Genomic DNA, 17946 nt, shown 5'->3' with positions numbered 1-17946 from the left:
GCAATCAACCAGCTCGGGAGTGTGGAATATGAGGGGAAATTTCTCAAAAATAACAAAAATGTTTTCGGCAAGCGTGGTTGCTGCCGGCCTGTTGGCGTCGGCTCCCGCGAGGGCGGCGGACGACACGATCAAGGTCGGTATCCTGCATTCGCTGTCGGGGACTATGGCGATTTCGGAGACGACGCTGAAGGACGCCATGCTGATGCTCATCGAGGAGCAGAATGCCAAGGGCGGTCTGCTCGGCAAGAAACTCGAAGCGGTCGTCGTCGATCCGGCGTCCAACTGGCCGCTGTTCGCTGAAAAGGCGCGCGAGCTGATCTCCAAGGACAAGGTCGCCGCCGTGTTCGGCTGCTGGACCTCGGTGTCGCGCAAATCGGTCCTGCCGGTCTTCTCTGAACTCGACAACATCCTGTTCTATCCCGTCCAGTATGAGGGGGAGGAAAGCGAGCGCAACGTGTTTTACACGGGTGCCGCGCCCAACCAGCAGGCGATTCCCGCCGTCGACTACCTGATGAGCGAGGACGGCGGTTCGGTGAAGCGCTGGGTACTGGAAGGCACCGACTATGTCTATCCGCGCACCACCAACAAGATCCTCGAAGCCTATCTGAAGGCGAAGGGCGTCGCGGCGGAAGACATCATGGTCAACTACACGCCGTTCGGCTTCTCCGACTGGCAGACCGAGGTTTCGGCGATCAAGAAGTTTGGTTCCGCCGGCAAGAAGACCGCTGTCGTCTCCACCGTCAATGGCGACGCCAACGTGCCGTTCTACAAGGAGCTCGGCAACCAGGGCATCAAGGCCGAGGACATCCCGGTCATGGCCTTCTCGGTCGGCGAGGAAGAGCTTGCCGGTCTCGACACCGCGCCGCTGGTCGGCCATCTCGCCGCCTGGAACTACTTCGAAAGCGTCGACACACCGGAGAACAAGAAGTTCATCGCCGACTGGCACAAGTTCATCAAGAACGACAAGCGCACCACCAACGACCCGATGGAAGCCCACTATATCGGCTTCAACATGTGGGTGAAGGCGGTCGAAAAGGCCGGCACCACCGATCCGGACAAGGTCATCGACGCCATGATCGGCGTCTCCGTGCCGAACCTGACCGGCGGCTATTCGACCATGATGCCGAACCACCACATCACCAAGCCGGTGCTGATCGGCGAGATCCAGGCCGACGGCCAGTTCGAGACGGTGTCGCAGACCCCCGGCCTCGTGATGGGCGACGAATGGTCCGACTATCTGCCTGACTCCAAGGACCTGATCTCCGATTGGCGCGCGCCTTTGTCCTGCGGCAACTTCAACGTCGCCACCGGCAAGTGCGGCGGCAAGGGGACCAACTGATCCTCCCGGGTCTGACCGGTCGCGGATTCTTCCGCGACCCAGGCCGCGAAGCGTCCGGGCGAGCTTTCCTCCAGTCCGCCCGGACGCGTAATTCCAGATCACAGAAGAGTATCTGAACGGATGATCCTGTTGCGCGCTCTCGGTCTCACACTGTTGTTCCTGATGGCAAGCCTGTTGCCATCGAACGCGGCCGAAGCCGATCTGCGCGCCATCATCGCCAAATTCGCCACCGGCACCGGCTTTTCGGCCACCGAGGCAGTGGTGCGTGAGCTTGCAGCCACTGGCGACCCTCTGGTCGAACGCCCACTCGCGGCACTGGCCGAAGGCAATCTCTACATCCGCAAGGCCGATTCCGCGGTCTTCGTCGGCAACGAAAGCGGCGACAGCGTCGAACTGCTCGACCCGCTGAGCGGCCAAAAGTCCGCCGAGGCCGCCAAGGCCGACCTCACCAAGATCAAGGTCAACAACACGCTGCGCCGCGTCATCCGCGACGCGCTGGGCACGCTAACTCTACGCGCCAAGGATCCGGCCGTGCGCATCACCGCCGCCGACACCATGTTCAAGACCCCCGATGCCGCCAACATCGAACCGCTCGATGCGGCCATCGCCGCTGAAACCAACGCCAACGTCAAGGCGCTGTTCGAGCAGGCCCGGGCGGCGTCGGTTCTTGTTTCCGACAGACCCGAGGCCGACAAGCTCGCTGCCGTCGCCCTGATCGGCGCGCGCGGCGACCGCGACGCGCTCTCGCTGCTCACCTCGGTGGAGGCCAATTCGCAAGGCGCGGTCAAGGATGCGGCGACGGCTGAGATCGGGAGCATCAACTCGTCGCTGGCGCTCTGGGATGCCGGCCAGAATATCTGGTACGGCATCTCGCTGGGCTCGGTGCTGCTGCTGGCCGCCATTGGTCTTGCCATCACCTTCGGCGTCATGGGCGTCATCAACATGGCGCATGGCGAGATGGTCATGCTCGGCGCCTACACCACCTTCGTCGTCCAGCAGGTGATCCGCACCTCCTTTCCCGGCCTGTTCGACTGGTCGCTGGTCATCGCCCTGCCACTCGCCTTCCTCGTTGCGGCCCTTGTCGGGCTCATCATCGAGCGCGGTGTCATCCGCTTCCTCTACGGCCGGCCGCTGGAGACGCTTTTAGCGACCTGGGGCGTCTCGCTGATCCTGCAGCAGGCGGTGCGCTCGACTTTCGGGCCGACCAACCAGGAGGTCGGCAACCCGTCCTGGATGTCGGGATCGTTCGATGTCGGTCAGCTTGCAATCACCTGGAACCGGCTGTGGATCCTGGTCTTCGCGCTCGGCGTCTTCGCCGTGCTGCTCTATGTCATGAAGCGCACCCCCTGGGGCCTGCAGATGCGCGCCGTCACCGCCAACCGCCGCATGGCCGCCTCGATGGGCATCAGGACGCCTTGGGTCGACGCGCTGACCTTTGCGCTCGGCTCCGGCATTGCCGGCATTGCCGGCGTCGCGCTCAGCCAGATCGACAATGTTTCGCCCAATCTCGGCCGCGGCTACATCATCGACAGTTTCATGGTCGTCGTCTTCGGCGGCGTCGGCAATCTCTGGGGCACGCTGGTCGGCGCCTTCTCGCTCGGCATCGTCAACAAGTTCCTCGAGCCCTATGCCGGCGCCGTGCTCGGCAAGATCGTCGTTCTCGTCCTTATCATCCTGTTCATCCAGAAACGCCCGCGCGGCCTGTTCGCGCTCAAGGGCAGGGCGGTGGAAGCATGATCACCGGACGCTTCTTCGCCGCCGGTGCGGACCGCCGCATCGCCATCACGATTCTGATCCTGCTGGCGGCCGCGATCATCGTGCCGCTACTCAATCTCGCGGTGTCGCCGGCGAGCGCCTTCTACATCCCGTCCTATATCGTCGCGCTCACCGGCAAATATCTCTGCTACGCGCTGCTTGCTCTGGCGCTCGATCTGGTCTGGGGCTATTGCGGCATCCTCTCGCTCGGCCACGGTGCCTTCTTCGCACTCGGCGGCTATGCGATGGGCATGTATCTGATGCGCCAGATCGGCTCGCGCGGCGTCTACGGCAATCCTCTGTTGCCGGATTTCATGGTGTTCCTGAACTACAAGGAACTGCCTTGGTTCTGGTACGGTTTCGACCATTTCTGGTTCGCGGCGATCATGGTGCTAGCGGTGCCCGGCCTGCTCGCCTTCGTCTTCGGCTGGTTCGCCTTCCGCAGCCGCGTCACCGGCGTCTACCTGTCGATCATCACCCAGGCCATGACCTACGCGCTGCTGCTCGCCTTCTTCCGCAACGACATGGGCTTTGGCGGCAACAACGGCCTGACCGACTTCAAGGATATTCTGGGCTTCAACGTCCAGGCCGACGCGACGCGCTCGGCCCTGTTCGCGGCCAGTGCGATCACGCTTGCACTCGCCGTCTTCATCACCTGGGCGATCGTCGGCTCCAAATACGGCAAGCTCTTGATGGCGGTGCGCGATGCCGAGAGCCGCACGCGCTTCCTCGGCTGGCGGGCCGAGAACGTCAAACTGTTCGCCTTCACCGTGTCGGCGGTGATGGCCGGCATTGCCGGTGCGCTCTACGTACCGCAGGTCGGCATCATCAATCCCGGCGAGTTCGAGCCGTCCAACTCGATCGAGGTGGTGGTCTGGGCCGCCGTGGGCGGCCGCGGCACGATTGTCGGGCCGATCATCGGGGCTCTGCTGGTCAACGCCGGCAAATCCTGGTTCACCGGCGCGCTGCCGGAATTCTGGCTGTTCGCGCTTGGCGGACTGTTCGTCGCCGTCACGCTGTTCCTGCCCAAGGGCATCATCGGCATGTGGGACTCATGGCGCGGCAACGCCAAGGCGCAGCGCGCGGCCTCGCTCGCCGAGGAAGCCGGCACCGATCCCAAAGTTCCGCCGCCGCCGAAGGTCGTTCGCAGCGCGGCGACAAAGCCGGGCGACTGGTCCGCGCCAAGCCCCGAACCGCAGCCGGCGGAGTGAGCGACAATGAGCAAGTCGAACACAATCCTCTATCTCGACGGCGTCTCGGTTTCCTTTGATGGCTTTCGCGCCATCAACAATCTGTCGCTGGTGCTCGACAAGGGCGAGATGCGCGCCATCATCGGCCCCAATGGCGCCGGCAAGACCACGATGATGGACATCGTGACCGGCAAGACGCGGCCCGACGAGGGCGAGGTCTTCTTCGACGGCCAGGTCGATCTCACCAAGCACGACGAGGCCGAGATCGCCATGATGGGCATCGGCCGGAAATTCCAGAAGCCGACCGTCTTCGAGAGCCACAGCATCGAAGAAAATCTGATGCTGGCGCTCAAGGGACCACGCTCGATCTTCCCGGCACTGTTCCATCGCAGATCGTCGGCTGAGGCGCGACGGATCGACGACATCCTCGGCATTATCAGGCTCGGCGACAAGCGAGGCGAACTCGCCGCCAATCTGAGCCACGGGCAGAAGCAGTGGCTGGAGATCGGCATGCTCCTGGCGCAGGACCCGAAACTGCTTCTGGTCGACGAACCTGTCGCCGGCATGACCGACGCCGAGACCGAAGAGACCGCTCGTCTGCTCAAGGATATCGCGCGCGACCATTCGGTCGTCGTCGTTGAGCACGACATGCATTTCGTGCGCGAACTCGGCGTCAAGGTCACCTGCCTGCACGAGGGCTCAGTGTTGTCCGAAGGTACGCTCGACTTCGTCTCGGCCGACGAGCGCGTCGTCGAAGTCTATCTCGGGAGATGATTATGGTCTGGCGGTTTTCGTTCCATCGTTTCGACCTGTCGTTCTTCCGACGCTGGAGACGCTGACCATGCTCGAAGTCTCCAACGCCACGTTGCATTATGGCGCCGCCCAAGCGCTGCGCGGCGTCTCGCTCAAGGCCGGCGCCGGCAAGATCACTTGCGTGCTCGGCCGCAACGGCGTCGGCAAGACCAGTTTGATGAGATCGATCGTCGGCCACCACCGGCTGACGAGCGGAAGTGTTGCCTTCGAGGGGAAGGCGCTCGACCGGAGCGCGGCGTATGACCGCGCCCGGTCGGGCATCGCATTCGTACCGCAGGGCAGGGAGATCTTCCCGCTGCTGACGGTCAAGGAAAACCTGGAATCGGGCTTTGCACCACTGAAGCGCGCCGACCGCAACATTCCGGGCCACGTCTTCGAGCTGTTTCCGGTGTTGAAACAGATGCTGGGTCGCCGTGGCGGCGACCTGTCGGGCGGCCAGCAGCAGCAGCTCGCCATCGGCAGGGCCCTGGTGATGCGGCCGAAGCTGTTAGTGCTCGATGAACCGACCGAAGGCATCCAGCCGTCGATCATCAAGGATATCGGCCGCGCCATCCGCTATCTGCGCGACCAGGCCGGCATTGCCGTGCTGCTGGTCGAGCAATATCTCGACTTCTGCCGCGAACTGGCCGACGAGGTCAACATCATGGACCGTGGCCAGATCGTTCATACTGGCCCGGCGGAAGATCTCGACCGCGCGGATGTCAGGAAGTTTCTGACGGTGTAGACCGCTCGTCGGCCTTTCTTCTCAGGCGGCTCCAATCATCCTCCAATCATGCTGTCTGCAACTCTGGCGCGCCAAGACCTGCATGCTACTCTTTGCTTGGCTTTGGTGAGTCGGCCACTTTCCGTACCAGTCTGTTTTTGGGTCAGATCAAAGGGACGGCGCGGGCTCGGCGGCAAGTTCCACGCAAGCATGGCCTCCTATCCTCCTCCTGCGATCTGAGTTGTTCAACGCGTTTGGGCAATCTGGCTTGGGGAACGGCCAATGGAGCGTTTTGTCGAGGACTACCAGAAACGGCGGCTCACCGAGCGCGTCGACATCATCACCGCCATCAACATCCTGAGGTCGCAGGGCTACGATCCCGACGAACTGATTGGCGAGATCACCAAGGTCTTCTACGTCGACCTCGATGCCTACAACGAGATCGTCATGGCGTCATAGCGCCGGCGAAGCGGTTATCCGGCGCGCCGGAACGTGGAGGCCAGCACGCGATTGCGGCCGCCGTGCTTGGCGGCATAGAGCGCCTTGTCGGCGGCGCTGAGCACCTTGTCGAAACTCATGCCGTCCTTGCTGCCGAAGGCATAGCCCGCGCTGACCGTGCATGACAGCGGGCGCGCCTCGGTCTCGATCCGCCGCGCTGCAAAGGACGCACGGATGCGTTCGGCGGCAAATTCCGCCTTCTCGGGCAAGGTGCGCTTCATGACCAGCGCGAATTCCTCGCCGCCCATGCGCGCAGCGGAATCGGTCGGCAGCAGATTGCCGGTAAGCTCCTCGGCGAACACTCTCAACACTTCATCGCCGGTAGCATGGCCGAACTCGTCGTTGATGGCCTTGAAGCCGTCGAGGTCGAACACGACCACGGCCGTGAAGGCGCCGACCGGCGCATTGCCATGCAGGTCGAACAGCGCGCGGCGGTTGAGCAGGCCGGTCAGCGGATCGGTCAGCGCATTGCGGCGATGATGCTGCGCCAGGCGCCCCTGGTTTAGCGCCAGCGACAGCGCGCCGATGCCGGTCATGCAGGCGATGACGATGACCAGGCTGAGATCCTCGGCCCAGTTGCTCGGCGCATGGCCGAGCACGAGCTTGCCGTCCCGCGCCAGAACCGTGGCGCATAGCAGGAAAGATACGGCGGTGATCGAATAGAGCGTGGCGACACCGATGATCGGGACGGCGGATTCGCTGCGCCCCTTCCAGTATTCGAGAGCGGTGGCGAACAAAAGCAGCGCGGCGAACGAATTCTCCAGCATGAAACCCAGCCCATCATAACCGAGCGCCATTGGTGGCAGGGCCGCGGCCAACGAGATGCCGGCGCCAAGAGCGATATGCGGCAGCGGCGAGCGGCCTGTCGTGAACTGGTGGGCCGCACCCAGCATGGTCGAGAAGCCGAGCAGCAGCAGGGCGAGCGTGGCGACGCCGAGCATTGGCCCAGGCTTGTCGATATAGGCCTTGTAGGCAAAGACGTCGCCGACAACCAGCAGCACGCTGACAGCCCAGGTCAGCAGGAATTTCTCTGAACGCGCGGTGAGCCAGATGCCAAACAACGTCAGGCTCAGGCAGGCGGCGGAAAAGCCGACCGCGAGCAGCAATGAGTTGTAGTCGAGCGCCATGCCTCGTCCTTGCCCGCGCTGGTGCAGCTCAGCGCCCGGTTGGATTCATGCAGCAAGGAGGTATCGATAAGGTTACGATATCGGTGAAGATGTCGAGATTCCACTGGGTTAGAGGATCGCCACCGACAAAAGCAGAATGAGGCCGACCCCCACCATCAGCAGTCCCGGCCAATTCTGTGAAAGGCCGAGGAAACCGAGCCCGCGCCGGCTTGGCTCAAGCGTTGGCCCCGGGGTTGCGAGATTTGGCATCGGCCGATCCGAGGCTGCAGGCGCCGGACCGCTAAGCCGCCCCCGCCTGAGGGCTGCGCCCGCCATGTAGACAACGCCAGCGACAGTCAACAACGCCCCAATGAGGATGACAGCCATCTTCCTCGCCTCTATCCAATCGCATCTGCGGGCGACCACCCGGTTGCCCGCAAAGGCAAACGATCAAGATGCCCTGCAGGTTCCGACAGGGCAGCCGGGCACAGTAAAAGGCTCGCTGCTTATTCCGCGACCCGCTTCATCAGCGCCATGGCGCCGAAGGGCGCGCGGACTTTGCCCTCGGTGATAAAGTAGGCGAACACGTCGCGCGGCTTCACCGGCGCTTCGATCGAAGGGTCGGCGCGTGGCAGATCGGCAGGCACCTTGCCTTCCGCCCAGGTCTTTACCCGCGCCGCCCACTCTTCGAGGCCTTTCGGTGTGTAGCAGTCGGGATTGTCGTCGCTGCCGGTCTGCAGCCGCGCATAGATGAAATCGCCGGTGACGTCGGCAATCCCAGGATATTTGGCATGGTCGGCATAGACGATCGCCACCTTGTATTTGCGCGCAAGTGCCGCGAATTCCGGCACGACGAAACTGTCGTTGCGCACCTCGACCGCATGGCGCAGCGCGACGCCGTCCTGCTTTTCAGGCAGGAGCCTCAGAAAAGCTTCGAAATCGTCCGGATCGAATTTCTTGGTCGGCGCGAACTGCCACAGGATCGGCCCGAGCTTGTCGCCGAGCGCCGCCACACCGGAACCGAGGAAACGCGTCATCGATTCACCGGCCTCGCCGAGCACGCGCCGGTTGGTGACGAAGCGGTTGCCCTTCAGCGAATAGACAAAACCGTCCGGCGCCTCGCTGGCCCATTTGACGAAGGTCGGTTCCTTGAAGCTGGAATAATAGGTGCCGTTGACCTCGATGCTCGGCACCTGACGGCTGGCGTATTGCAGCTGCTTCGCCTTGGAAAGCTTGTCCGGATAGAAGGACGTGTCCCACGGCTCGAAGGTCCAGCCGCCCATGCCGGCGCGGATTTTTCCCTGGCTGCTCATCGTCGTCCTCCCAATGCTCGAAAATCAGACGCTACGGCGCCGTCGACGGGCTTGGCCATGTCGACGACTGTCCATCCTGGCCGGTAGGGATTGGGCCGTCGACCCGTTTCCTGGAAACCATAGGCCACGTAGAGCGCAATGTTCCGCTCCATGCGCGAATTGGTGTAAAGCCGCACCTCCGGCAAGCCCCACAGCCGCGTCTGCTCCTCGGCGAAATCGAGCAGCCTATTGCCGAGTTTCTTGCCCTGAAAGGCAGGTGAGACCGCGACGCTGAAGATCATCGCATGATCGGGATGCCGCTCGAGAACGATCAGTCCGGCCAATTCGGAGCCGCTCTCCAGCAGCCAGACCTCGCCGCGTTCGATCCGCGGCGCATAGTCCTCGGTGACCGGGATCGGCGGCGCGCCCAACAAGGCGGTGTAGGGTGCGTAAGCGGCCTCGGTCAGCGAGAGGACAGTTTGCAGGTCACCGGCAAGCGCTTGTCTGATGGTCATTCAAAAACTCTCCAGACACTGCCCCTGTCCGCTCACTCCGCCGCTTCGCGCTTGCCTCCGGGGCGCCGCTCCAGCAGCTCCTTGAGGAACTGGCCGGTGTAGCTGCGTTTCTCGCGCACGACCGCTTCGGGCGTTCCTGAGGCGACCAGCTCACCGCCGCCATCGCCGCCCTCGGGGCCGAGGTCGAGCACCCAGTCGGCGGTCTTGATTACTTCGAGATTGTGCTCGATGACCACCACCGTGTTGCCTTGGTCGACCAGTTCGTGCAGCACCTCCAAAAGCTTGGCGACGTCGTGGAAATGCAGGCCGGTGGTCGGCTCGTCGAGGATGTAGAGCGTCTTGCCGGTCGCTTTGCGCGACAGTTCCTTGGCGAGCTTGATGCGCTGCGCCTCGCCGCCCGACAGCGTCGTCGCCTGCTGGCCGATATGGATGTAGCCGAGGCCGACCTGCTTCAGCGTCTCCAGCTTGTCGCGCACGCCGGGCACGGCGGCGAAGAAGTCGACGCCTTCCTCGACCGTCATGTCCAAAACGTCGGCGATCGACTTGCCCTTGAACAAGACATCCAGCGTCTCGCGGTTGTAGCGCTTGCCGTGACAAACGTCGCAGGTGACATAGACGTCGGGCAGGAAGTGCATCTCGATCTTGATGACGCCGTCGCCCTGGCAGGCCTCGCAGCGGCCGCCCTTGACGTTGAAGGAAAACCGCCCCGGCTGATAGCCGCGCGCCTTGGCCTCCGGCAGCCCCGCGAACCAGTCGCGGATCGGCGTGAAGGCGCCGGTATAGGTGGCCGGGTTGGAGCGTGGGGTCCGTCCAATGGGCGACTGGTCGATGTCGATGACCTTGTCGAGGAATTCGAGACCCTCGATGCGATCGTGATCGGCCGGATGCTCGCGCGAGCCCATGATGCGGCGCGAGGCCGCCTTGAACAGCGTCTCGATCAGGAAGGTCGACTTGCCGCCACCCGACACGCCCGTGACAGCGGTGAAGGTGCCGAGCGGGATTTCGGCGGTCACGTTCTTCAGATTGTTGCCGCGCGCGCCGACGATCTTCAGCCGCCGGTTCTTCTTCGCCTCGCGCCGCACCGCCGGCGTCGCCACTTCGAGCTCGCCCGACAGATATTTGCCGGTGATCGAGGCAGGCGTCGCCATGATCTGCTGCGGTGTTCCCTGGGCGATGATCTCGCCGCCATGGATGCCGGCGGCCGGGCCGATGTCGACGACATAGTCGGCATGCAGGATGGCATCCTCGTCATGCTCGACGACGATGACCGTGTTGCCGATGTCGCGCAGATGCTTCAGCGTGTCGAGCAGGCGCGCATTGTCGCGCTGGTGCAGGCCGATCGAAGGCTCGTCCAGCACATAGAGCACGCCGGTGAGGCCGGAGCCGATCTGCGAGGCCAGCCGGATGCGCTGGCTCTCGCCGCCCGACAGTGTGCCTGAATTGCGCGACAGCGTCAGATAGTCGAGCCCGACATCGTTGAGGAAGCGCAGCCGCTCGCGGATTTCCTTCAGCACCCGCACCGCGATCTCGTTCTGCTTGTCGTTGAGCTGCGCCGGCAGCTCGGTGAACCACTGGTCTGCCTTGCGGATCGATTGCTCGGTCACCTCGCCGATATGCTTTCCCGCGATCTTCACCGCCAGCGCTTCCGGCTTCAGCCGGTAGCCTCTGCAGACGGGGCAGGGCGTCGCCGACATGAAGCGCTCGATTTCCTCGCGCATCCAGGCGGATTCGGTCTCCTTCCAGCGCCGCTCGAGATTGGGGATGACGCCTTCGAAAGTCTTGGTCGTCTTGTAGGAGCGCAGGCCGTCATCATACTGGAAGGTGATCTCGCGCTCGCCCGTGCCGCGCAGGATCGCCTCCTGGGCCTCAGTGGTCAGATCCTTGAACTTGTCGCCAAGCTTGAAGCCATAGGCCTTGCCCAAAGCTTCCAGAGTCTGCGCGTAATAGGGCGAGGTCGACTTGGCCCATGGGCTGACGGCGCCGTCGCGCAGCGAGACGTTCTCGTCCGGCACGACCAGATTGCCGTCGATGGCACGCTGGCTGCCGAGACCGTCGCAGGTCGGACAGGCGCCGAACGGGTTGTTGAAGGAGAACAGCCTGGGCTCGATCTCCGGAATGGTGAAACCGGACACCGGGCAGGCGAACTTCTCCGAGAACAGGATGCGCTCATGCGTCTCGTTCTTCGACTTGTTGACGGAATCCTCGCCGGTCTGGCTGGCGTCGAGCGGCCGGTCGGCGAACTCGGCCACCGCCAGCCCTTCGGCGAGCTTCAGCGCCGTCTCGATGGAATCGGCAAGTCGCGTCGCCAGATCGCCGCGCACCACGATGCGGTCGACGACAACGTCGATGTCATGCTTGTATTTCTTATCCAGCGCCGGCACGTCGGCGATCTCGTAGAAGACGCCATCGACCTTGACGCGCTGAAAGCCCTTCTTTTGCAACTCCAGCAGTTCCTTGCGATACTCGCCTTTGCGGCCGCGCACGATCGGCGCCAGCAGGAACAGGCGTGTGCCTTCCTCGACGGCCAGCACGCGGTCGACCATCTGCGACACCGTCTGGCTTTCGATCGGCAGGCCGGTGGCCGGCGAATAGGGAATGCCGACGCGCGCGAACAGAAGCCGCATGTAGTCATAGATCTCGGTGACGGTGCCGACCGTCGAGCGCGGGTTCTTCGACGTGGTCTTCTGTTCGATTGAGATGGCAGGCGACAGGCCGTCGATCTGGTCGACGTCGGGCTTCTGCATCATTTCGAGGAATTGCCGCGCATAGGCCGACAGGCTCTCGACATAGCGGCGCTGGCCTTCGGCATAGATGGTGTCGAAGGCAAGCGACGACTTGCCGGACCCCGACAGGCCGGTCATGACGATCAGGCTGTCACGCGGCAGGTCGAGATCGACATTTTTCAGATTGTGTTCGCGCGCCCCGCGAATGGAAAGGTATTTATGGTCGGCCATCGCCGGTCGCCGCCTCAGGTCTGGAATTCGTGGGATCGGCGGGTTTTCCCGGCCATCCCCTATGTAGGTATTTTCGCCGCCACGTCGAGAGACACCACAAATCTCGACAGAAGCCTTTAACCGTCTTTCGCGCGAGGGGGCAAGCGGAAAGAACAAAGGCCGAACACGCTCCTGACAAAGTGCTGTGAAGAACCGGGACGGTGGGCACTCCGTTGAGCAGTTCCGGCATGTCGCCCTTACCCGCACGTAACCTCCCGGCGATCACATTTTCCGTAACCGCCTATTCAAAGGTTGACGCTGCCGACTCGGGGGCGCAGTGTCCACTGGTCAACGGAGCCGGCCGTCTTTCGATGGCCTCGCCGCCCTAGGCGGCTTGCGAGACGCCGCAGGCTTTTGCGATTTGCGCTTCGGACGACATGTCGCAACGGACAGAGGAGTGGAGCATGACGCCACCGGACAGTCCCTTGAGGCTCCAGATATGGCTGGAGCCCCGGCAGGCATAAGTGCCTGGGTCGGCGTGAGCGTCGGCCCGACAAACCGTGCCCTGCCGATCCCCTGACAATTAGAGACCACTGGTCGGATCGTCGGCTGAATGCCGCGAAGCATCCGAAATCAAAGTCGGTATAACACTACCGACAGATTGGATTATAGATCCATAAAAAGCCCCGTCCGTTTGCGGAAGCAACGGCGGGGCTGTTCGTTTGAGGGTGTGCAAAGCCGACTGATGCTGCCGTGAGCGAGAGCTACCGGTTGGATGGCGTGAACGCGCCGGCGCCAACATCGACCGTGATGCTGCCGGAAATCCTGACGTCGGTGTCGCCGATCTTGAACTGGCCGTTGCCGCTGGCAGGCAGCGCGTCGTCGGGTTCGGGTTCCGGGGCCGGCTTGGCGATGCGATAGTCGCCGGTCACGCCGGGAAGGGCGCCTTTCTGGGTCGAGCTGTCGTCGGCAAAGGCGGCTCCGGCCAGCATGCTGGCGCCGGCGAAGGCGGCGGTGACGGTGCAAACAAGTCTGGAAAGGCGGATGTCGGTCATCCCCGAACTATAGTGTCGCGCCGCTGGCGAGGCCAGACCGACGCGATCAAATTGCCGCGCGCCCGCTGCTCCTCAAGCAGCCTTCTTGCGGGTGTCGAAAACATGGTCGACGAGACCCCACGCCTTCGCCTCTTCGGCGGTCATGAAATAATCGCGGTCGAGCGTGCGCTCGACCTCCTCGTAAGTACGCCCGCAATGATGCGCATAAAGCTCGGTCATCCGCCGCTTGGTGCGCAATATGCCCTCGGCGTGGCGCTGGATGTCGGAAGCCTGGCCCTGGAAGCCGCCCAGCGGCTGATGCAGCACGATGCTGGTGTTGGGCAGGGCAATGCGCCGCCCCGGCGTGCCGGCCATCAGCAGGAACGAAGCCATCGAGGCGGCAAAGCCCATGCACACGGTCGACACCGGGCAGGAGATGTATTGCATCGTGTCGTAGATGGCGAAGCCGCTGGTCACCACGCCGCCCGGCGAGTTGATGTAGAGCGAGATTTCCTTGTCGGGATTGTCCGATTCCAGCGACAGAAGCTGGGCGCAGACCAGCGCCGATACGCCGTCATTGATCTCTCCGTTGATGAAGACGATGCGCTCTCGCAGCAGCCGCGAAAAAATGTCGAAAGCGCGTTCGCCGCGGCTCGATTGCTCGATCACCATCGGCACCAGATTGGCAAGGCCGCTCATCTTTTTTCTCCGATTTCCCTGTTCAGGCCGCGCGCAGCTGCATGTACGGCGCATTCGCAGCGACAGGCAGTTTGGATTGGGGTGCATCGAGCGACAGCCGGCAGCCGGCGCCTGCCATGGCGAGCACAGGCGTTGCTGCCCGGGCGAACCCGTCATGGACAATACGCAGATGCGTGCCGCCCGAAATCGTACGGTCGAGGGTAAACGTGACGATGCTGTCGAGCGCTTGGCTGGCATCGTCCGGCTCCGGCCGTTCGCGCCAGGAATAGCGCAGCAGCCTGCCGGGCTCGGCATCGAGGACTTCGCAATCGATCGGCGCGTCCGGCCTGGCAAAGGCAAAGCGGCGGCCGATCTCGGGCTTGATGTCGTTGGGCATCATCCAGGCCGCCAGCAGCTTGGGCTCGGTCAGCGCGCGCCACACTTTCTCCGGCGGTTCCGGCAGCTCGCATTCGAATTCGAGCGAGTTCGCAGCACTTTTCGCATGCTTTGTCATGGGTCCATGTCCTTCAAAACAGCCTTCAGCTTTTCGATGCGCTCCGGCCAGAACGCACGGTAGCGCTCGATCCAGCCGAGCAGCGGGTCGAGTCCTTGCGGGTCGGCGCGGTAGTATGCGTTGCGGCCGGCCCGCCGCTCGGTGACCAGGCCGGCGCCGCGCAACACCGCCAGATGCTGCGAGACCGCCGGCTGCGATACGGTCATGCCGGTGCGCAGTTCCGACACCGTCATCTCGCTGGCGGCAAGCCGCTCATAGACGGCGCGCCGCGTCGGGTCGGCAAGGGCGCGAAAAATCTCTGCTTCGATCATGGCCAAAGCATAAGTGGATACTTATTGGTTTGGCAAGTGCTGTTTTATGGCGCCGCCGGAAGCCAGCGTCTCACCGGCTCGGCAGATCCGTCAAAAATTGCCTCGAAGATCGGGGATGCCAGCACGGCATGGATGTGAAGCGTCTCGGTGCCGACGTTTCGAAAACCGTGCTTCCTCTCCGCGGGCACAAGAAGCGACTGTCCCGCCGTCAGCGTCATGCGGTCGTCATCGATCCACATTTCGGCAGTTCCGGTGATGACGGTAAGCACTTCCTCGACCGAGTGCCAATGGGTCGGAGCCCCGACACCCGGCTGAACCCATTGTTCAAACAGGCAAAGCTGGCTGGCACCGTTGCTGGCGGAAGCCTGCATCCGGGTTTCCACGCCCGCCCGCCATTGCTCTCGCGGGTGATCCATATGTGCGATGACTCTCATTCGCAGCCGCCGCCCTTTCGATCCCGACATATTCGCAATTTCAAACAGGCACCCTACCTCTTGCTGACATTCCTTGACAGCTGGGAGTGACCAGAATAGAACAAAAAAAGAACAAAAACCTTGTGGGAAAAGGCAGCCACAGCAGGCGGGGATTGACCGTTGCCTGTAAGGTGCGGTCGGCAAAAATTTGTTTCGGATGAGCGCGGAGAAGTATGATGGCGGGTAGCATCAACAAGGTCATTCTGGTGGGCAATCTCGGGGCGGACCCTGAAATCCGTCGCCTGAACTCGGGTGAGCCGGTCGTCAACATCCGCATCGCCACGTCGGAAAGCTGGCGCGACAAGAATTCCGGCGAGCGCAAGGAAAAGACCGAGTGGCACAACGTCGTCATCTTCAACGACCAGATCGCCAAGGTGGCCGAGCAGTATCTGAAGAAGGGCATGAAAGTCTATGTCGAGGGCCAGTTGCAGACGCGCAAGTGGCAGGACCAGACCGGTAATGACCGCTACACGACCGAAATCGTGCTGCAGAAATTCCGTGGCGAGCTGCAGATGCTCGACGCGCGCGGCGAGGGCGGCGCCCAGGTCGGCAACTATGCCGGCGGCGGCAACAGCAGCCGCGGTTCCGATTTCGGCCAGTCCGGCCCGAACGAAGGTTTCAGCCGCGGCGGCGGTGGCGCCAAGGGCGGTGGCGGCGGTTCGTCGCGAGAGCTGGACGACGAAATCCCGTTCTGAGGCCAATCGACTGCAGGAGAGGGCGCCATGTCGCTGGGACCGCTGCTTACCGCGCCCCGTCCAATTCCCTGGCATGCCTTCGCTGCCTTTGCTGCGTTGGTGACTGGCGCCACGCAGCTGGCGCTGCCCAAGGGCACGACGCGCCATCGCGTCGTCGGCTATGTCTGGGCGGCGCTGATGCTTGTCATAGCCATCTCGAGTTTCTGGATCCGAGAGATACGCCTTGTCGGCCCTTTCAGCCCGATCCATCTGCTGTCGATCCTGGTGCTGGTCACCGTGCCGCTGGCGGTGTGGTACGCGCACAGCCATAAGGTCACCGCGCATCGTGGCGCCATGATCAAGCTTTATGTTTTCGCGCTGATCGGCGCCGGCATCTTCACGCTGCTGCCCGGCCGCATCATGCACGCGGTCGTGTTCGGCCAGTAGTCAGCGCGATGCGCTTACAGGGAAGAATCCAGTGAAAGCACGGGTAAAGTGGGTCGAGGAACGCACCTTTGTCGGCGAGTCCGGCAGCGGTCATAAAGTCGTGCTGGGCACCGCTTTCGGCCCGGAAGGCAAGACACCGGGTCCGAGCCCGATGGAGCTGGTGCTGATCGGCACCGGCGGCTGCTCGGCCTATGACGTCGTCCATATCCTGGAAAAGGGCCGCGAGGCGGTCGAGGACTGCGTCGTCGAGCTCGATGCCGAGCGAGCCGAGACCGAGCCAAGAGTATTCACCCGCATCCACATGCATTTCATTGTCAAGGGCCGCGCGCTCTCGCACGACAAGGTGAAGCGGGCGATTGATCTCTCGATCGAGAAATACTGCTCGGCGACCGCGATGATGGCCAAGACGGCTGAAGTCACGCACGATTTCGAGGTGGTCGACACCTAGCGCTGGCGGTTTGCCACGTGAGGTGAAGCCGCGTCCTGGAACCCTTCGACTTCATGGGACATCCGGAATTGCCATACGGGTTAGTCGCAACGAGTGATGCCGCCAGGAACGGCGTGACTTCAGACGCTACGGGCTAATGCCCCAGGGGTTCCATCGTTGCTTCCTGCGCCGCGGGCTTCACCCGACTTGGCGTCTATTACTGCGTTTCAGAAGATGGGATGCTGGGTCGCTGACGCCGACTATGCACCATGGAGGCGCACAATGGAGCCCGACGAGAAGGCCAAAAACGACACCACGGTTGGTGACCACTCGGACGAGAATGGGGCCGCCGAAGTCACCGCATCCGACGAAGAACGCGACATCTCCGAACGTAAGGCCGCGGATCCACGTGACGTCGATATCGGCGTGAACCAGGACTCGGAGGCTGGCGACGATGTCGATATGGCGGTGTCGATCATCGGTTCGAGCCCCGCCATCGTCAAACTCGATGCAGAGGTCGATCAGAAGGGCGAAATGGACCAGGACGCGGAGATCGCGAGCGAGACGGGCGATCCCGGCGGTCGGGAAATCGACATCGCGGCCGAACAGAGGCCCGAGGTCGATCAGAGAATCGAAGTCGATGTCGAAGTCAGCGAAGATGACGGGATCATCATTGTCGAGATCGATGCGGAGGTGGAAGACGATGTCGAAATCGAGAGCGATCTGGATGTCGACGTGGACGATGATGATGAAGACAGCCTCGAAGCCGAGATCGACCAGGAAACCGAAACTGACGGAAACGTCGATGTCGATGTGGAAATCCGCGATGACCTCGACGCCGAGGTCGATGTAGACATCGCCGCCCTCATCAAGACCGCCTTGCTTGGCGCCGTCGATGTCGCGGAGAAGAATGACGCGACCGACATCGATGTCGCCTTGTATGAGAATGCTGCCGCCGATGGAGATGTCGGGGTCATCGTCGACTTGAGCGACATCGACGCCTGAGGTTTTCATGGCCTGAGCAATTCCAGGAAAGTGCGTAGCGGTTTCCGTTCGGAATTGCGTAAAAACAAATACTTAAGAGCAGATCAGCTTCCATCAAAAGCTGAACCGCTCTATGGGGGAGAAAGCCGGGGTTCGCCCCGGCTTTCTCCGTGCTTTCGGCTCGCACGGCAGCAACGCTTCGACTTTGGGCTACCCGGAGCGGTCCACCTGTTTGGGTCGTCCATCATCCATAAGGACGA

The 17946-nt window shown here is 62.7% G+C and carries 19 protein-coding genes; 10 read left to right on the top strand and 9 right to left on the bottom strand.

Features of this window, described 5'->3' with window-relative positions; all coding sequences use genetic code 11:
• The first annotated feature begins 28 nt into the window (after nucleotides 1–28).
• From urtA to ACFX5Q_RS08515, 6 genes are all read left to right on the top strand, one after another.
• The gene (gene urtA / locus ACFX5Q_RS08540; RefSeq protein ID WP_040582718.1) at nucleotides 29–1339 is read left to right on the top strand and encodes an urea ABC transporter substrate-binding protein; all 1311 of its coding nucleotides are present in this window, start codon (nucleotides 29–31) and stop codon (nucleotides 1337–1339) included.
• Nucleotides 1340–1459: 120 nt separating this feature from the next.
• Nucleotides 1460–3076, top strand: coding sequence for an urea ABC transporter permease subunit UrtB (gene urtB / locus ACFX5Q_RS08535; RefSeq protein WP_404276979.1), 1617 nt, complete (start codon nucleotides 1460–1462; stop codon nucleotides 3074–3076).
• Nucleotides 3073–4305, top strand: a complete 1233-nt coding sequence (gene urtC / locus ACFX5Q_RS08530) for an urea ABC transporter permease subunit UrtC (RefSeq protein WP_404276977.1) — start codon at nucleotides 3073–3075, stop codon at nucleotides 4303–4305. Before urtB ends, urtC begins: the two co-directional genes overlap by 4 nt.
• A 6-nt stretch (nucleotides 4306–4311) precedes the next feature.
• Entirely contained in the window at nucleotides 4312–5058 is a 747-nt protein-coding gene (gene urtD / locus ACFX5Q_RS08525) for an urea ABC transporter ATP-binding protein UrtD (RefSeq protein WP_404276975.1), read from the top strand.
• A 67-nt stretch (nucleotides 5059–5125) separates the two neighbouring features.
• Nucleotides 5126–5821, top strand: a complete 696-nt coding sequence (gene urtE / locus ACFX5Q_RS08520) for an urea ABC transporter ATP-binding subunit UrtE (RefSeq protein WP_404276973.1) — start codon at nucleotides 5126–5128, stop codon at nucleotides 5819–5821.
• 261 nt (nucleotides 5822–6082) lie between these two features.
• A complete protein-coding gene (locus ACFX5Q_RS08515) occupies nucleotides 6083–6259 on the top strand; it encodes a hypothetical protein (RefSeq protein WP_006202039.1) in 177 nt (58 codons plus the stop codon).
• A gap of 14 nt (nucleotides 6260–6273) precedes the next feature.
• On the opposite strand, the gene ACFX5Q_RS08510 is transcribed toward ACFX5Q_RS08515, so the two are convergent.
• The 9 genes from ACFX5Q_RS08510 to ACFX5Q_RS08470 form a co-directional block, all read right to left on the bottom strand.
• Nucleotides 6274–7425 (bottom strand): GGDEF domain-containing protein, encoded by a 1152-nt coding sequence (locus ACFX5Q_RS08510; protein ID WP_404276971.1) that lies wholly within the window; start codon nucleotides 7423–7425, stop codon nucleotides 6274–6276.
• Nucleotides 7426–7910: 485 nt separating this feature from the next.
• Entirely contained in the window at nucleotides 7911–8717 is an 807-nt protein-coding gene (locus ACFX5Q_RS08505; protein ID WP_404276969.1) for a DUF72 domain-containing protein, read from the bottom strand.
• The gene (locus tag ACFX5Q_RS08500; protein ID WP_404276967.1) at nucleotides 8714–9211 is read right to left on the bottom strand and encodes a GNAT family N-acetyltransferase; all 498 of its coding nucleotides are present in this window, start codon (nucleotides 9209–9211) and stop codon (nucleotides 8714–8716) included. Before ACFX5Q_RS08500 ends, ACFX5Q_RS08505 begins: the two co-directional genes overlap by 4 nt.
• A 32-nt stretch (nucleotides 9212–9243) precedes the next feature.
• A complete protein-coding gene (gene uvrA, locus ACFX5Q_RS08495) occupies nucleotides 9244–12165 on the bottom strand; it encodes an excinuclease ABC subunit UvrA (RefSeq protein WP_404276965.1) in 2922 nt (973 codons plus the stop codon).
• Nucleotides 12166–12908: 743 nt separating this feature from the next.
• Nucleotides 12909–13199 (bottom strand): hypothetical protein, encoded by a 291-nt coding sequence (locus tag ACFX5Q_RS08490; RefSeq protein ID WP_404276963.1) that lies wholly within the window; start codon nucleotides 13197–13199, stop codon nucleotides 12909–12911.
• A 72-nt stretch (nucleotides 13200–13271) separates the two neighbouring features.
• Nucleotides 13272–13877, bottom strand: a complete 606-nt coding sequence (locus tag ACFX5Q_RS08485) for an ATP-dependent Clp protease proteolytic subunit (protein WP_404276961.1) — start codon at nucleotides 13875–13877, stop codon at nucleotides 13272–13274.
• A 22-nt stretch (nucleotides 13878–13899) separates the two neighbouring features.
• Nucleotides 13900–14370 (bottom strand): SRPBCC domain-containing protein, encoded by a 471-nt coding sequence (locus ACFX5Q_RS08480; RefSeq protein ID WP_404276959.1) that lies wholly within the window; start codon nucleotides 14368–14370, stop codon nucleotides 13900–13902.
• Nucleotides 14367–14681 carry an ArsR/SmtB family transcription factor gene (locus tag ACFX5Q_RS08475; RefSeq protein WP_404276957.1) on the bottom strand — a complete coding sequence of 105 codons (315 nt, stop codon included), beginning with the start codon at nucleotides 14679–14681 and terminating at the stop codon, nucleotides 14367–14369. The genes ACFX5Q_RS08480 and ACFX5Q_RS08475 overlap by 4 nt, the downstream gene beginning before the upstream one ends.
• 44 nt (nucleotides 14682–14725) lie before the next feature.
• Nucleotides 14726–15145: a cupin domain-containing protein gene (locus ACFX5Q_RS08470; protein WP_404276955.1), complete on the bottom strand. Its 420-nt coding sequence runs from the start codon at nucleotides 15143–15145 to the stop codon at nucleotides 14726–14728.
• A 185-nt stretch (nucleotides 15146–15330) separates the two neighbouring features.
• Here ACFX5Q_RS08470 and ssb point away from each other — a divergent pair, with 185 nt between their 5' ends.
• The 4 genes from ssb (at nucleotide 15331) to ACFX5Q_RS08450 (ending at nucleotide 17707) form a co-directional block, all read left to right on the top strand.
• On the top strand, nucleotides 15331–15849 hold the full coding sequence (gene ssb / locus ACFX5Q_RS08465; RefSeq protein ID WP_404276953.1) for a single-stranded DNA-binding protein: 519 nt from the start codon (nucleotides 15331–15333) through the stop codon (nucleotides 15847–15849).
• Nucleotides 15850–15876: 27 nt separating this feature from the next.
• Nucleotides 15877–16275 (top strand): DUF2306 domain-containing protein, encoded by a 399-nt coding sequence (locus ACFX5Q_RS08460; RefSeq protein WP_404276951.1) that lies wholly within the window; start codon nucleotides 15877–15879, stop codon nucleotides 16273–16275.
• Between the two features lie 31 nt (nucleotides 16276–16306).
• Nucleotides 16307–16723 carry an OsmC family protein gene (locus ACFX5Q_RS08455; RefSeq protein WP_404276949.1) on the top strand — a complete coding sequence of 139 codons (417 nt, stop codon included), beginning with the start codon at nucleotides 16307–16309 and terminating at the stop codon, nucleotides 16721–16723.
• A gap of 261 nt (nucleotides 16724–16984) precedes the next feature.
• Nucleotides 16985–17707, top strand: coding sequence for a hypothetical protein (locus ACFX5Q_RS08450; RefSeq protein ID WP_404276947.1), 723 nt, complete (start codon nucleotides 16985–16987; stop codon nucleotides 17705–17707).
• Nucleotides 17708–17946: the final 239 nt, after the last annotated feature.

It is taken from the genome of Mesorhizobium sp. IMUNJ 23033 (genome assembly GCF_044778005.1).
In the GTDB taxonomy this organism is placed as follows: domain Bacteria; phylum Pseudomonadota; class Alphaproteobacteria; order Rhizobiales; family Rhizobiaceae; genus Mesorhizobium; species Mesorhizobium amorphae_A.
The sequence above is the reverse complement of the archived record's forward strand: the minus strand, read 5'-3'. Positions and strand labels throughout refer to the sequence as shown.